This window comes from Fibrella aestuarina BUZ 2, from assembly GCF_000331105.1.
Taxonomy (GTDB): domain Bacteria; phylum Bacteroidota; class Bacteroidia; order Cytophagales; family Spirosomataceae; genus Fibrella; species Fibrella aestuarina.
The window spans coordinates 713,284-728,417 of record NC_020054.1 but is presented as its reverse complement, the minus strand read 5'-3'; the positions used below and the strand labels follow the sequence as shown (position 1 = coordinate 728,417).

Below are 15,134 nucleotides of genomic sequence, written 5' to 3'. Positions count from 1 at the left end.
CGAACCGTATAACACACGTCTATGAGAACACTTGGGCTTGTCGCTATTAGTTTACTGGTTAGTTATCTGTTCGTCGCTTATTTGAGTGGCCAATGGGTGCCTTTCCATTGGAAAATCGAATCACAGGCATGGGCGCTGATCGGTGAACTGACGTTTCTGGTGCTCTTTCTGCTTTTTCGACACAAACTGAAGAAAAACTAGTATCTGGTTGGCACCTCTGCATCGGTTTGCAATCAAGGAGGCTGTTTGGCCATAGCGATAAAGCAGGACGTTAGTATATTCGATCGTTGGCTGACGTTCCGACCACTCGAGGAAGCATTAATAGATACCCAAGAAATTGCCATGACCCCACCACGTACCTGCGCCCGTTGTCAGTCGGAGAAGATTATGTTTCCGGTGCGGTTCAACAACCACATCCACGAAATCTACGCGCAACCGGGCCTATACCTGACGTCGCCTAAAGAACCCGGCGCGTGGGTCCAACTGACCGATAGAGCTACGTACCCAAGCCTGGCAGCGGTTTGCGGCGAGTGCGGCTACATTGAGCAGTACGTGGAAAAGCCTGACGACGCGTGGGCGAAATGGCAGAAAGGATACAGGTAGTACACCGAACCGATCGTAACGAAACAAAGCCCGCTTCTTTTTGCTTATAGCTGCACCAGTCGTTTGGCTATCACTTCATCATGGATTTCGGAAAAGTTGCTAATCCCGCCACCCTCGATAGCGTCGCGCTGTCGCTGCCGCCCGGCCACGCCTTCAACGCGCGGGTATGGGCCAACGTAACGCCCAACGCCCGCCCCGAAGTGTTTATCGGCGGGCCGGTTTGGGCCAACAAAGACTACGTGGGTAAAGTGTACCCGAGCACGGCCAAGGAGAAAGATTTCCTGCACCACTATGTGCGGCAGTTCAACACCATTGAACTGAATCTGACGCACTACCAGATTCCCACGACCGCCATGATCGACAAGTGGAAAACCGAAGCCGCTGGTAGTGGCCGACCGTTTGTCTATTGCCCCAAGTTTCCGCAGATCATCAGCCACGAACGCCTGTTGCAGGGAGCCGAATCGCTCACCGACGAGTTTATCAACGCTATTTTTGGTTTGGAAGAATTTCTGGGCATGTCGTTTCTACAACTGCCGCCCGTTTTCGGCCCCGACAAATGGCTGACGCTCGAACGCTACCTGCGGATGCTGCCCGACGACCTCGACGTGGCCGTTGAATTCCGCCATCCCGACTGGTTTAAGCCCGCTATCTGGACGCAGACGCTGGAACGGCTTCACGCCTTGCACCGACACACCGTGATCACCGATGTAGCCGGTCGGCGCGACGTGCTGCACATGGGGCTGAGCAGTCCCGTGCTGACGTTACGATTCATTGCCAACGAGGGCCACCGAACCGACTACAGCCGTAGCGATGCCTGGATCGAGCGGCTCAAGAAATGGTTTGATAAAGGGCTGCAAACAGCCTATCTGTTCATCCACGGCGGTGGCGACAACGACACAGCGCCCGAACTGATTCGGTACTGGGTCCGCCAACTTAACGAACAGTGCAGTCTGAATCTACAGGAGCCAGTGTTGCAGCCGCAGGTCGTACAGGGAAGTCTGTTTTAAACACGTCTTCGTTGATTGGCAACACCGGTTACAGCGGCGTTACAAACACGGATACAACGTACCTGACAGGCTATAAAAAAAGCCCCAAACGGGGCTTTTGATTCGTAAACCGAGGATGACTTAAGCAGCCCGCGAACTAACGGCCTTGCGCAACGTACCCGGCCGGATGGCGCGCGGGTTATTGGCTTCTTCGACCGCTTCGTCAGAAACGGCGCCCATATGCTGTGCCCGCTTCAGCACATAATCGAACGGCAGGTTGAAATAGTTGGCGACCTCGCTACGGAACGAGTCAGGGAAACGCGACAGCTTGATACCGAAGAATTTCTTCATCTCGGCTTCGGGCAATAGCGACGCCAGCCCTACGCGCTCGGCTTCGGCCAACAGCTCGCGGCGGTTAGCGTACAGGTGTTCCAGCCCAACAGACGCCGTCAGAATCGTCAGGAACAGGTTTTTGTACATGCCGGATAGCTCGGCGGGCAGGATAATCCAGCCTTGTTCCCGAAACTTAGCCGAGAAGCCCGTCAGGCCCGGTGTGCCGCGCAGTTCACCCGCGATCATGTCGGCCGGGAAGACCAGGCGGTCATCTTGTTTCTTAAGCCGGTAGACGACCGCTTCCACGGGGCTTTTCTGAAACAGCAGATCAGCCGGAATCACGCGGGTGCTCTCCCACTGATCGGTCATACGCACGAAAAGAGCCTCGTTTTGGGGCAGGTTTTCGGGCGTACCCAGACTAACCAGCATCTGGCGGAAAGCGGCCAGAAAATCAATCTGAAGTTGACTCGGATGATATTTGGTGCGTGCCATAAGCGCGAAAAAGCCGGAGTGTCGCCCACGAGGCGTTCCGGCATTCATTAGTGTTGTTAGTAGGCTTAAACTGTAGAGTAAAGTTAACCCACCCGCCGCACATTTGCAAGCCCGCAACCCAGCTGATAGTCAGAAAAATAAGGCGGATCTGAGCCTTTGGCCGGCGCCTGGTAGAGAAGGCAACGTACCCAGCTTATGGGGCCTGTCTGGGTACGTTGTAAACGCCCATCGGCGCACTTATTTCACCGGAGCAGGCAGTGCGTTTAACCAGGCCAGATTGAACCGATAATGGAGGCTACTGCTCAGCACGTGAATAACGTTGTCGGGGGTTTGGGTCATGGCCAAGTAGCCCTTAGGCTCGGCATGGGTCTTGTTCATCTCGAACGCCCCCGTCCAGGCGCCGCCGTTCAGGTAGCGCTCCCGACCGTCGGTGACGAGTTTGACCACCGGCCAGGTTTTACCCTCATCAAACGACAGTGCAGCGTACATACCGTAGCCTTTGTAGCTTGTACCATCGACGGCTCTGAACGTCATGCCCGCCGGGTTGCGGTCGTCGGGGTGGTGCGTGAACGATACCAGCAACAGCGGCCCTTCGTTGAGCCGCGATACCACCAGCCGCTGCCCGCTCCAGACCGGCGGAAACGGCGAGGGCGCGTAGGTCCAGGTCTTGCCCCCATCGTGCGACAGGCTCATCGGCATCCGCAGGCCCGAGCTGTCGGGGGCGGGAATGTCGTTCTTTCGACCAAAGGCAAGCAGGTCGCCGTTTTTCAATTGCACGACCCCGGCATGGATACCGGCAATGAGCCCGCCCGTCTCGCCCGCCCGGAAGCTGGGGGTTTGCTCGCCCACATACGGGTTGGTCCAGGTACGTCCCTTGTCCTTGCTGACGTGAATCGCCGTACCACCCGTTGGCCCCGGATCGGCGTCGGCGGGTTGCACCAGCCAGCCTTCCCGGGTCTGGATCATACCCGCAATGACCTGATGGCGTTTAGTATGCTCGGGGGCTACCAGGGCCGGGGCAGTCCAGGTAGCGCCGTTGTCGCGGCTGGTTCGCAGCACCATCGCCAGATCCTGCCAGTCGCCGTCGGTTTCCACGCCGTTCATGTGGTAGATAGTTCCGTTGCCGTCGTGCAACAACGAGGCGCCGGTCATGTTCCGATCGGGCACCTTAAAAAACTCCGAAGGTTCGTCCCACTGCCCGGCCCGAAACCGGCTCGACAGTACGGTCATCTCGCGGCCACTTTCTTCATCGGTCGAAAACCAGATTGCCAGCAGATCGCCGTTGGAGCACCAGGTGACCGCCGGTTGATGGTTATGGCTGTAGAACGGCACCTTCCGCCCACAGTCGGGCTCAAGCACGTAGCGCAGCGGTTCGTGAAAAATGGGCTTTGTTGCATCGAGGCGGGGCCAGTTGGCTTTCTGTTGCGAAATGGCGCGGGGATAAGGCGGGGGCGCCATAACCGGCAGCGGAGCAGACGCAGGCATAGGTGCCTGCACCACCCGAAAACCAACCAGCCAGCTTTTGTCGGCGGGAATCATGCCAAGCCGGTTAGCCGACCGCAGAAACTGAACCGGCGTACCGTGGCTACCGCCGCGTGTAACCCGATACAGGCCCGTGGCCCGCCCAACCGGGTCGCGCTGGGGACCAGACGCATAGGGACCATACCAGTCGAGACACCATTCTTCCACGTTGCCGTGCATGTCGAAGAGCCTCCATGGGTTAGCGGGCGTTTTCCCCACTTCCAGCGACACCGTCTGGGCGTCGCGGTTGGTTGTCTGGCTTTTGTGGTAAGCGGCGGGCAGCACGTTACCCATCGAGAAATCACTGATACTACCCGCCCGGCAGGCATATTCCCATTCGGCTTCGGTGGGGAGGCGGTATGGCTTCCCTTCCTTCTGCGACAGCCAGGCACAGAACGAGACGGCTTCGGGATAGCTCACAAACACCACGGCTTCGTTGTCGCCGGTTGAAAACCCCTGTTTACCGCGGAGTTGCCGGTGCGTGGGGTTGAAGGCTTCGTACTGCGCGTTGGTTACTTCAGTAGCTCCCATCAGGAAGCCATTGGCGAGGGTTACCCGGTGCACGGGGCTTTCGTCGATATCCTTCCCTTTTCGCTCCGCCCCCCTGTAAAACGACCCCGCCGGAATCGGCACGAGCGGCATGCCCAGCGAGTTGGTTGTCTGCGCCAGACAGATCGGCGCGGGGTAGTTTACGGCTAAAAGTACGAGTAGCAATGCTCGGGTAATCATGCGGATGAGTAGTTGGCCTGTTAATTCGACTTAGACAAGCCGATAAAGCAAGCTACACACCAACCCGCTATTGCCCCCAGTCTAATCGCTTCGTTTGCTTCGCTAAGCCTTAGCTAACCACGCGCCGAACGTACCCAGCCGCCATTTGTTTAGGTTTTATTCGCAAACATTAAACAAATTTTTTGCACACTACGTTGATCGAGTGGTAACTAAGCTGGGTAAGCAGCGGGCCGAAAAACGGGGTTTTACCTTGTTTGCGTAGCGGTTGGCCTGTACTTTTGCGCGGTCTTGACGGTCCCGTAAAGTGGCGGGCACGTAAGGGCGTAGTCTGGTGTTTTTCAACTGTATATCTGTCACAATAACCTATGTCTTGGGTAACCCAAACGTTAGCCAGTTCGCTGGGCCGGAAAGTGATAATGGCACTGACCGGCTTGTTTCTCTGCACATTCCTGATCGTTCACGTAGCGGGCAATCTGCAATTGTTTAAAGGCGATGAAGGGCGGGCGTTCAACGAGTATAGCTACTTCATGACGCACAATCCGCTAATCATGACCGTGTCTTACCTGCTATACACGTCCATTATCGTTCACGCCCTGATGGCCCTCATCCTGACGCGCCACAATCAGGCCTCCCGCCCAGTGAAATACGCCTACCAGCGGCCCGAAGCCAACAGCCCCTGGTCGTCGCGCAACATGGGTATCTTGGGAACCATCCTGCTGATCTTCATCGTGATCCACATGCGGACCTTCTGGTACACCATGCACTTCGGCCCCATTCCGGTTGCCGAATACGATGGCAAAGAATACAAAGACCTCTACAAAATCGTGGTCGAAGCATTCTCTAATTGGTGGTACGTGCTCCTGTATGTGATTTCGATGGGCGCCCTGGGCTACCACCTTGTTCATGGCTTCAAGAGCGGTTTCCAGACCCTGGGCCTCCGCCACAAGAAGTATACGCCCCTCATTGAGTTCCTGGGGGTGTATGTGTTTGCTATATTGATCCCGGCTCTGTTCGCAGCCATGCCGGTTTATTTTTACCTGAAACACGTAGGTGTCATCGGATAATTAGCTTTCCTAACAACGAGCGTCTATGAACTTAGAGTCAAAAATTCCGGAGGGACCGCTGGCCGAAAAATGGTCGCGGCACAAGTTTAGCCTGAAGCTGGTGAACCCGGCCAACAAGCGTAAATACGAAGTCATTGTCGTTGGAACGGGCTTGGCCGGAGCTTCGGCCGCCGCGTCGCTGGCCGAATTGGGCTACAACGTAAAAGCGTTCTGTTTCCAGGATAGCCCCCGCCGGGCGCACAGCATTGCGGCGCAGGGGGGTATCAACGCGGCAAAAAACTATCAGAACGACGGCGATAGTATCTTCCGTCTGTTCTACGACACCATCAAAGGAGGCGACTACCGGGCCCGCGAAGGCAACGTGTACCGCCTCGCCGAGGTGAGTGTCAACATCATCGACCAGTGCGTGGCGCAGGGAGTGCCCTTTGCCCGTGAATACGGCGGACTGCTTGCTAACCGGTCGTTCGGTGGGGCGCAGGTAAGCCGCACCTTCTATGCACGTGGCCAAACCGGTCAGCAGCTGCTGTTGGGTGCCTATTCGGCCCTGAGCCGCCAGATTGCCAGCGGTAAAGTGAAGATGTTCCCCCGCACCGAGATGCTCGACGTGGTGGTGGAAGGCGGCAAGGCCCGCGGCATCATCACGCGGAACCTCGTGACGGGCAAAATCGAGTCGCACTCGGCGCATGCCGTGCTGTTGTGCTCAGGTGGCTACGGTAACGTATTTTACCTGTCGACCAACGCCATGAATTCCAACGTGACGGCGGCGTGGCGGGCACACAAGCGGGGCGCCCTGATGGCCAACCCTTGCTACACGCAGATTCACCCGACCTGTATCCCGGTTAAAGGCGATTACCAGTCGAAGCTGACGCTGATGTCGGAATCGCTGCGGAACGATGGTCGCGTGTGGGTACCAAAACGGCAGGAAGACGCTGAAAAGATTCGGAAGGGCCAATTGAAACCCACCGACCTGAAAGAAGAAGACCGCGACTACTTCCTGGAGCGCCGGTACCCCTCGTTCGGTAACCTCGTGCCGCGCGACGTGGCGTCGCGGAATGCCAAATACGTGTGCGACGAAGGGCGCGGTGTAGCGGCGACCGGTCTGGCCGTGTACCTCGACTTTGCCGATGCCATCAAACGCGACGGTCGTAAAACCATCGAAGCTAAATACGGTAACCTGTTCGAGATGTATGAGAAGATCGTCGACGACAACCCGTATGAGACGCCGATGATGATCTACCCCGCCGTGCACTACACGATGGGGGGCCTCTGGGTCGACTACAACCTAATGACCAACGTACCTGGCCTGTATGCGCTGGGCGAAGCCAACTTCTCGGACCACGGTGCCAACCGCCTGGGGGCATCAGCCCTCATGCAAGGCCTGGCCGACGGGTACTTCGTAATCCCCTACACCCTCGGTGATTACCTGGCCACCATCGGTCCCGCCGATAAGCTTCCCGTGGAGGCTCCTGCTTTCAAAGAAGCCGAGCAAAGCGTGAAGCATCAGATCGACCGGTTCCTGAGCATCAAAGGCAGCAAGACCGTCGATGAGTACCACAAGGCGTTGGGTCATATTATGTGGGAATACTGCGGGATGTCGCGGAGTGCCGAAGGGTTGACCAAAGCCAAGAAGATGATTCAGGAGCTGCGGGCCGACTTCTGGCAAAACGTGCGTGTGATGGGCGAAAACGAAGAGATGAACCAGTCGCTCGAACACGCCGGTCGCGTAGCCGATTTCCTCGAGTTGGGTGAACTGATGGTCGACGATGCGTTGAATCGGGAGGAGTCGTGCGGCGGTCACTTCCGCGAAGAACACCAGACCGAAGATGGCGAAGCCCTGCGCGACGATGCCAACTTTGCCTACGTGGCGGCCTGGGAATACAGAGGCGACAATCAGCCCGAAGTGCTTCACAAAGAAGAGCTTGCCTTCGAAAACGTGAAACTGACACAGCGGAGCTATAAATAAAAGGTCATCGGCCGCGCGTCATTCATGGTCATTCGTATAAAAGCGATAGATAACCATAAATGACGCGCAGCCGATGTCTGCAAATGACATTTCATTTATGAAAATCAATCTTAAAGTCTGGAGACAGCGCAACCAGAATGCGGCGGGCAAACTGGTTGAGTATAGCTTAGATAATATCTCGCCCGATATGTCATTTCTGGAAATGTTCGACGTGTTGAACGGCGAACTGACCAAGAAGGGCGAGGAAATCATCGCTTTCGATCACGACTGCCGGGAAGGTATCTGTGGCATGTGTTCGATGTATATCAACGGCCGGGCGCATGGGCCCCAAACCGGCGCCACAACCTGCCAGTTGCACATGCGGAGCTTCTCCGATGGCGACACCATCGTGGTAGAACCCTGGCGGGCACGCGCGTTCCCGGTTATTAAAGACCTGATGGTCGATCGGGCGGCGTTTGATCGCGTTGTTCAGGCAGGTGGCTACATTTCGGTAAACACGGGCTCGGCCCGCGACGCCAACGAAACGCTTATTCCGCGACCCATTGCCGACGAAGCTATGGATGCGGCGCAGTGCATCGGTTGCGGTGCCTGCGTGGCAGCCTGCAAAAATGCCTCGGCAATGTTGTTTGTGGCGGCTAAAGTGTCGCACCTGGCCGTGTTGCCACAAGGCAAAGCCGAAGCCAGCCAACGCGCCGAGAAAATGGTCGCCCAGATGGACGCCGAAGGCTTCGGTGCCTGCTCGTTTACGGGTGCCTGCTCAGTCGAATGCCCCAAATCGATTTCGCTTGACCATATCGCCCGCCTCAACCGCGAGTACCTGGGCGCGAAGGTCACCTCGGAGGTCGTTTAATATACGTACCTGGATGTCCCTTGAGCAAAGCCTCTGCCGGAAACGGCGGGGGCTTTTTGTCGTCAGGTACGTTGCGAACTCCTTACATTAGGGGTCATGAAATCGGCCCTGCTGTTCTTTTTCGGTTGTCTGCTGTATACGGCTACGTGCGCGCAAAGTTTCCGCATCAATCGCTTACCCGATGAGGGGCAGCTCCTCGATACGTACTGGCGCTGGCAGGCAGGTGATAACCCGGCCTGGGCCGATCCGAATTTCGACGCTCGCCGTTGGGATACCATTCCCGTTTACCCGACGGTTGCGCAGCTAACCGAGTACAAACAGAAAGGCATTGGCTGGGCACGGCTGCGCCTACAGGTCGATTCGTCCGTAGCGGCGAGGGCGCTGTCGTTGCGGGTGTTCGAACGTTGGGCCGCTGACGTGTATGTCGACGGACGGCTGATTCACCGCTTTGGGCAGATCGACGGGCAGGGGAAAATCCGTCAGAAACACCTTTCGCCGCAGGGCGAATACGTTCAGTTGCCCAACCTATCGGCCGGCCTCCACACGCTGGCGCTGCGCTTGGCTCGTAAACCGCTAGCCTGGTACATGCCGAGTCGGCTCGACCGGGTAGGGTCCGTTTTTAGTGTGCGGCTTGTCCCCACCGACGGCCTGACGTGGCGCGTCACCAGACGTACCCACTGGGACGCGGTCAATAATTACTGGCTCCTGGGCTTTTTTCTGGCGCTGGCTACCATTCACCTCCTGTACTATATCTACCGTCGGAAGCGCATTAATCTGATTTTCAGCCTGTCTATGTTTTTTGGGGTATTGTGGTTCGTCATGGCCAACCTTACCCGCTATTCTACGGATTCTGTGTGGGCCGAATGGGCAACGCTGTTCAGCGCGTTGATGCTTACGCTCTACTTCTCGTCCCTCCTGCTCACCTATTACCTGCATTTACATCAGCGCCCCCACTGGTTGTTCTGGCTGACGGCTGGCGTGATGCTGACCAACGTCTTTATCTCGTCCTACACACCCCTTGACCTGACTGCCTACATTTTCCCCTGGGGGATCGCTATCCTACTGACACTGGGCATGGTACTGAGTATCAGGGCTATCAAGCGGAAAATTGCGGATGGCTGGATCGTAATGGGGAGCCTGGCGATACTCATCACGATCCTAACCAGCCAGTTGGTAATCAACGTTTTATTGGGTGCCTGGGTGGCCAGTAATGCCAACACGATCAATCAACTGATCGACAATATTTTCTTTATGACGGCCCCGCTTACCCTTGCATTGCTTCTGGCCCGCGAAAACGCCCAGACCAATCAGCAATTGACACAGCATCTGGCCGAAGTGAAGCAGCTGTCGGCCGAGAAGGAAGAGATATTGACCCGACAAAAGGTGCTACTCGAACAACAGGTTGCCGAACGTACCCAGGCGCTCAGCCAGTCGCTGGACGAGCTACGAACGACGCAGCAACAATTGGTGCAGCGCGAAAAAATGGCCTCGCTCGGCGAATTGACGGCCGGCATCGCCCACGAAATTCAGAACCCGCTCAACTTCGTCAACAACTTCGCCGAAGTCAGCCTTGAGCTGGCGCAGGAACTGGGCGATGAACGTACCCGGTCCAACCGCGATGAAGCCCTCGAAGCCGAACTCCTCACCGACCTGACGCAGAATCTGGAAAAAATTGGGCATCACGGCAAACGGGCGTCAAACATTGTGCGCGGCATGCTCGAACACAGCCGCAGCAGCAGTGGCGAGCGGCAACCGACCGACCTCAACGCGCTGGCCGATGAGTACCTGCGGCTGAGTTACCATGGTCTTCGCGCGAAAGACAAATCGTTCAACGCGAAACTCGTTACGGAGTTCGACCCTGCGTTGCCGCCGCTTTCCGTGGTCGGTCAAGACATCGGGCGGGTGCTGCTTAACCTGTTCAACAATGCGTTTTACGCCGTTCAGGAGCGCGCAAGGCAGGATCAGGTGGGCTACGAGCCAACCGTTTCGGTGAAAACTGAGCAGTCGGCCAACCGGGTCAGTATCCGGGTCAGCGACAACGGGATGGGGATTCCGGCGGCGGTTCGGGAAAAAATCTTTCAGCCTTTTTTCACCACGAAACCCACTGGGCAGGGCACTGGCTTAGGGCTCAGTCTGAGCTACGATATTATCAGCAAAGGCCACGCCGGTACGTTGCGCGTGGAGTCGGAAGAAGGCGCCGGAACGACGTTTATGATCGAATTGCCGACTAAAACTAGTGTCACCGGTAATTAGTTTTCCCAAGCTCAACTTATTTTACTCATATCCAGTTATCTATATATCAGATTAGTGAAAGTCGCGACACCAACTCTGTTTTCTGTCGACCGGTGCTTGCTAAGCGGATATCATTCATCAGCGGGGCCAACCCGCTTTTCCCCCCGGTAAATGGAGACTTTCAGCAAAAAAGAGAAAGAGAAATTACGTCAGAAAAAACGCAAAGACAAAGAAGAGAAACGCGAGGAGCGCAAAGCAACCGCGAAGAAAGGCCTTAGCCTGGAAGAGATGATGGTCTATGTGGACGAGAATGGCAACATTACTTCGACACCACCTGACCCCAAACGCCGACGCGACATCAACCAGGAAGACATCCAGATCGGGGTGCAGCGGCAGGAAGACCGCGAGGCAGAAGACCCGATCCGCCAGGGTGTGGTTACGTTCTTCAATGCCTCAAAAGGGTATGGCTTCATCCGCGACCTTAAGAGCCAGGAGAGCATTTTTGTGCACATGAACGGGCTGGTGGATGCCATCACCGAAAAAGATAAAGTGACGTTTGAGATAACCATGACGCCCAAGGGTGCCAGTGCTATCGGCGTTAAGAAAGTAGCCGCGTAGACAAGGTGTCCCTACGTCAGAGTTTATCATCCTTCACGTTTGCCAATTATGAGCGACAAGCCTGTTTATACGTCCATCCCGCCGACTACCGATAATGTGTATTGGCAGCTGAAGTTTTCGGATGGAAAAACCAGCATCTACGTACCTCGCGACAAAGAACTCGACCGGAAACTGAAGATCAAATTCCAGGCCGAGGTCGCCAGCCGCACCGCCCTCAAACGCAAACGAGGCAACTAAGTCGGCCCAGCGCCTCTTTAGCCTGCACCTGACCGCACAAAAAAGCCAATTGGATCGACCCAATTGGCTTTTTTGTTTATATGCGGTTGCCGTAAAAACCCGGCTGTTTATACGCCAACTTCGCTTTCCACCAGATCGTGCTTCATCAGGTATTCGGCGATTTGCACGGCGTTGGTAGCGGCTCCCTTGCGCAGGTTATCAGCTACAATCCAGAGGTTCAGCGTGTTGGGCTGGCTTTCGTCGCGGCGGATACGGCCCACAAATACCTCGTCTTTGCCATGTGCCGTCAGCGGCATGGGGTAGATCTTATTGGCCGGATCGTCCTGCACCACTACGCCTTCAGCTTCGCTCAAGAGGCGGGTTACCTCGGCCAGATCGAAATCGCGCTCAAACTCGATGTTGACGGCTTCCGAGTGGCCACCGATCGTCGGGATGCGCACCGTTGTGGCCGTCACCCGGATCGAGTCGTCGCCCATGATCTTGCAAGTTTCCTTCACCATCTTCATTTCCTCTTTCGTATAGCCGTTATCGAGGAATACGTCGATGTGGGGCAGCACGTTCAGGTCGATGGGGTGCGGGTATACCTTGGCCACCGATTCGTCGCCGTTTCGCTCGGCAAACAACTGATCGACAGCCGCTTTGCCCGTACCCGTAACTGATTGGTACGTCGAAACAACGACGCGCTTGATGCCGTACTTTTCGTGCAACGGCTTCAGCACCACCACCATCTGAATCGTCGAGCAGTTCGGGTTAGCAATGATCTTGTCGGCGGCAGTGAGCGTATCGGCGTTTACTTCGGGCACTACCAGTTTCTTGCTGGGATCCATGCGCCAAGCCGACGAGTTGTCGATTACCGTGATGCCTGCCTCAGCAAAACGCGGGGCCAATTCGAGCGACGTACTACCGCCCGCCGAGAAAATGGCAATCGCGGGTTTTCGGGCAATGGCTTCGTCGTAGCTGACCACCGTCACGGGTTTACCCTTAAACATTACCTGTTTACCCACCGACCGTTCAGAGGCTACGGGTATCAACTCGGTAACGGGGAAACTCCGCTCCTCCAGCACCTTCAACATCTCGCCACCGACTAAGCCTGTGGCCCCAACGACTGCGATTTTCATAGAAATTATTCGGTTTTATTGAAAAATTGACCGCAAAAGTACGGCCTTTTTTTACGAATTACACTTTCATTTCAACACCTTGCTACAAAAACAACGTACCCAGCCTTTTGAAAAAAGCCGGGTACGTTATTAAGAGGCGAGCCGTTTCAATCTATTTACCGGAGCCAAAGAAATAGCCGAGTGTGAGGCCGAAAGCTCGGTGGTAGGCACTACCTGTATTTGCGACCGAACCTGTTCCGGGAATATTGGTTGCTGAACCAGCGGCCAAGTTGGCCAGACCCAGCGAATAGTAGGCAGAGAGGGTAACGCCCATCGGCAGTTCATAGCCAGCCGAAGCAGCAAGGCCATAGTCGAGCCGTTTTTCGTCTGCCAGATCATCGTTCAGGGTCTTCCCATCGAAAGTGGAGCTAGTCTTTAACAAATACGCAGCATACGGACCAGCACCCAGCACAACCCGGCCGGGACCCGCATCGAGCCCGTACATTACCAGAACGGGTAGCTCCAGAAAATTGTAGTTGAGCGTCAATTCCAGTTTATTGGGATCAACGCCTGTAGGAACGCCACCAAGCAAGTCACCCAGGTTAACCTTGGTGCCTTTAACCGAATAAAGCAATTGTGGACGGATCGAAAACTGCTCCGACACGGGTATATCGGCCATGACTCCCGCCCGAAACCCGAATCGCTGCTTGGTATAGTCAGTCGAATTAGGCAACCCCTGCCCCTGAGGTGCCTTTTCGGCGATAGTGGCGAGCTGACCGCTGCCCTGTAATCCGAACCGAACTTGACCGAACAAGGCGGTGGTCGTCAGCAGACAGCTGATCATTGAATAGATGAATTTACGCATACAGAAGGTTGAGTAAAGGGTAGCTTATAAACGAACTAGCCCTGAATAGGGCATCCATCAGTTTGGTAAGGCTTGTCTGCGTGAATAGAAACAGCTCTACGTAACCTGATGGCGTCATACGGTCTTACGTATGTTCCTTATAAACTAAAACGGCTACCTAATTACCGGCACCGAAGAAGAAACCTATCGTAAGGCCGAAAGCGCGGGTATTGGCCGTGCCAGCCCCATTGATACTCAGCGATGGCGTAGCCCCGCCCGACGACGAAACGCCCTGATCGGACGACAGATTGGTAAAACCGTGTGCGTAATACACCGACGCCGTGATACCCATGGGTAGTTCGTAGCCGATCGACGCCTGCGCCCCCAGGTCGAGCCGTTTGGTACCGGCCAGATCCACATCCTGCGTATCGCCCGAGAACGTCACGTTGGCGTTGAGTAGGTAACCCACGTAGGGACCCGCGCCCAGTACCACGCGACCCGGCCCCGCATCGAGCCCATACATCGCCTGGATGGGCAGTTCGATGAAGTTGTAGCTGATCGGCGCCTGAAATACACTTTTGTCGACACTCCCAAGCCCACCCAGCAGGCTGCTTAAATCCAGTGTCGTGCCTTTTGCCGAGTAGAGCAGTTGAGGCCGTAGCGAGAGGTTATCGGTGATGGGAATGTCGGCCATCAGGCCCGCCCGGAAACCATACTTGGGTTTGAGATACGCCGACAGATCCGATACGATTTGCTGCCCACCCACGGGAGCTGTTACGGCAATGTTGGTCGACTGACCACTTCCCTGAATACCAAACAACACTTGTCCAAAACTGCTGATGGCGCTCACTAAACCAATGGTTGTAAAGAGGTAAATTTTCCGCATGTAGTTGCATTACTAATAAAACAAGAATGCAAACTAATTGGCTATTTCGTAGAAAAACAATAAACCAATTTATGATTTTTCGTTGAAAAGTGACCATTTTACTACTTGCGCTGGCTCGATGCAGGCCGTCAGCGGTACGTCCGTTGGTTCTATGGAATCAAGGCGGGAAAGGGCTGGAAAAAACGACAAGCCAATCGTTTGGCACATGCGGGGCAGTTGGGACAAAAACCGGTCGTAATAGCCGCCGCCGTAACCAACCCGATGCCCCTGCGTATCGAAAGCCAGCAACGGGACCAGCACCAGCGTTGGCGTGGGTACGTTGGTATCTACAGGCCCTGCCGGTTCAGGAATACCCCAGCGGTTTTCGGTCAGAATGGTGTCAGGCGTAAGCCGGAACGACGTAAGCGCGTGCGTTGCCGGATCGGTAATCGATGAGAGCACTACAATCTGCGGCCATTCCGCCCTGAGCCGCCGGATAATGTGCCAGGTATCTACCTCCTGCTGCCGACGGATGGGCAGGAACGTGTGCAGCACCGCGTTAGGTACGTTGAGATAGGCCCGGATCTGATCGTCGGCAAAAAACAGTTCAGCCAGTTGCTCGCTTAGGGCGGCAACGTCAGCGGGGGATAGGGCTGCACGGCGGGCTTTATAGTGGCGGCGAATGTCGGCCTTGGTCATG

The 15,134-nt window shown here is 55.7% G+C and carries 15 protein-coding genes; 9 read left to right on the top strand and 6 right to left on the bottom strand.

Annotation, left to right across the window (positions count from 1 at the left end):
- Positions 1 to 21 precede the first annotated feature (21 nt).
- The 3 genes from FAES_RS02870 (at position 22) to FAES_RS02860 (ending at position 1,610) form a co-directional block, all read left to right on the top strand.
- Positions 22 to 201, top strand: coding sequence for a hypothetical protein (locus FAES_RS02870; RefSeq protein ID WP_015329689.1), 180 nt, complete (start codon positions 22 to 24; stop codon positions 199 to 201).
- Between the two features lie 141 nt (positions 202 to 342).
- Complete coding sequence (locus FAES_RS02865) at positions 343 to 603, top strand: hypothetical protein (protein ID WP_015329688.1); 261 nt, start codon at positions 343 to 345, stop codon at positions 601 to 603.
- Between the two features lie 80 nt (positions 604 to 683).
- The gene (locus FAES_RS02860; RefSeq protein WP_015329687.1) at positions 684 to 1,610 is read left to right on the top strand and encodes a DUF72 domain-containing protein; all 927 of its coding nucleotides are present in this window, start codon (positions 684 to 686) and stop codon (positions 1,608 to 1,610) included.
- A 120-nt stretch (positions 1,611 to 1,730) separates the two neighbouring features.
- Here the strand turns inward: FAES_RS02860 and FAES_RS02855 are convergent, their stop codons facing one another.
- Both FAES_RS02855 and FAES_RS02850 read right to left on the bottom strand, forming a co-directional pair.
- Entirely contained in the window at positions 1,731 to 2,414 is a 684-nt protein-coding gene (locus tag FAES_RS02855; protein ID WP_041257429.1) for a hypothetical protein, read from the bottom strand.
- Positions 2,415 to 2,651: 237 nt separating this feature from the next.
- Positions 2,652 to 4,664, bottom strand: coding sequence for an SUMF1/EgtB/PvdO family nonheme iron enzyme (locus FAES_RS02850; protein ID WP_015329685.1), 2,013 nt, complete (start codon positions 4,662 to 4,664; stop codon positions 2,652 to 2,654).
- A gap of 365 nt (positions 4,665 to 5,029) precedes the next feature.
- Here FAES_RS02850 and FAES_RS02845 point away from each other — a divergent pair, with 365 nt between their 5' ends.
- The 6 genes from FAES_RS02845 (at position 5,030) to FAES_RS02820 (ending at position 11,628) form a co-directional block, all read left to right on the top strand.
- Positions 5,030 to 5,728 (top strand): succinate dehydrogenase cytochrome b subunit, encoded by a 699-nt coding sequence (locus FAES_RS02845; protein WP_015329684.1) that lies wholly within the window; start codon positions 5,030 to 5,032, stop codon positions 5,726 to 5,728.
- 25 nt (positions 5,729 to 5,753) lie between these two features.
- Positions 5,754 to 7,691, top strand: coding sequence for a fumarate reductase/succinate dehydrogenase flavoprotein subunit (locus tag FAES_RS02840; RefSeq protein WP_015329683.1), 1,938 nt, complete (start codon positions 5,754 to 5,756; stop codon positions 7,689 to 7,691).
- 97 nt (positions 7,692 to 7,788) lie between these two features.
- A complete protein-coding gene (locus FAES_RS02835; RefSeq protein WP_041257427.1) occupies positions 7,789 to 8,541 on the top strand; it encodes a succinate dehydrogenase/fumarate reductase iron-sulfur subunit in 753 nt (250 codons plus the stop codon).
- A gap of 96 nt (positions 8,542 to 8,637) precedes the next feature.
- On the top strand, positions 8,638 to 10,794 hold the full coding sequence (locus FAES_RS02830) for a sensor histidine kinase (RefSeq protein ID WP_015329681.1): 2,157 nt from the start codon (positions 8,638 to 8,640) through the stop codon (positions 10,792 to 10,794).
- A gap of 150 nt (positions 10,795 to 10,944) precedes the next feature.
- Positions 10,945 to 11,391, top strand: coding sequence for a cold-shock protein (locus FAES_RS02825; RefSeq protein WP_015329680.1), 447 nt, complete (start codon positions 10,945 to 10,947; stop codon positions 11,389 to 11,391).
- A gap of 48 nt (positions 11,392 to 11,439) precedes the next feature.
- Positions 11,440 to 11,628 (top strand): hypothetical protein, encoded by a 189-nt coding sequence (locus FAES_RS02820; RefSeq protein ID WP_015329679.1) that lies wholly within the window; start codon positions 11,440 to 11,442, stop codon positions 11,626 to 11,628.
- A gap of 107 nt (positions 11,629 to 11,735) precedes the next feature.
- On the opposite strand, the gene FAES_RS02815 is transcribed toward FAES_RS02820, so the two are convergent.
- The 4 genes from FAES_RS02815 to FAES_RS02800 form a co-directional block, all read right to left on the bottom strand.
- The gene (locus FAES_RS02815; RefSeq protein WP_015329678.1) at positions 11,736 to 12,746 is read right to left on the bottom strand and encodes an aspartate-semialdehyde dehydrogenase; all 1,011 of its coding nucleotides are present in this window, start codon (positions 12,744 to 12,746) and stop codon (positions 11,736 to 11,738) included.
- A 151-nt stretch (positions 12,747 to 12,897) separates the two neighbouring features.
- Complete coding sequence (locus FAES_RS02810) at positions 12,898 to 13,590, bottom strand: porin family protein (RefSeq protein WP_015329677.1); 693 nt, start codon at positions 13,588 to 13,590, stop codon at positions 12,898 to 12,900.
- A 157-nt stretch (positions 13,591 to 13,747) separates the two neighbouring features.
- Positions 13,748 to 14,455: a porin family protein gene (locus FAES_RS28830; protein ID WP_015329676.1), complete on the bottom strand. Its 708-nt coding sequence runs from the start codon at positions 14,453 to 14,455 to the stop codon at positions 13,748 to 13,750.
- Positions 14,456 to 14,524: 69 nt separating this feature from the next.
- Positions 14,525 to 15,133, bottom strand: a complete 609-nt coding sequence (locus FAES_RS02800; protein ID WP_015329675.1) for a 5-formyltetrahydrofolate cyclo-ligase — start codon at positions 15,131 to 15,133, stop codon at positions 14,525 to 14,527.
- Position 15,134 lies beyond the last annotated feature (1 nt).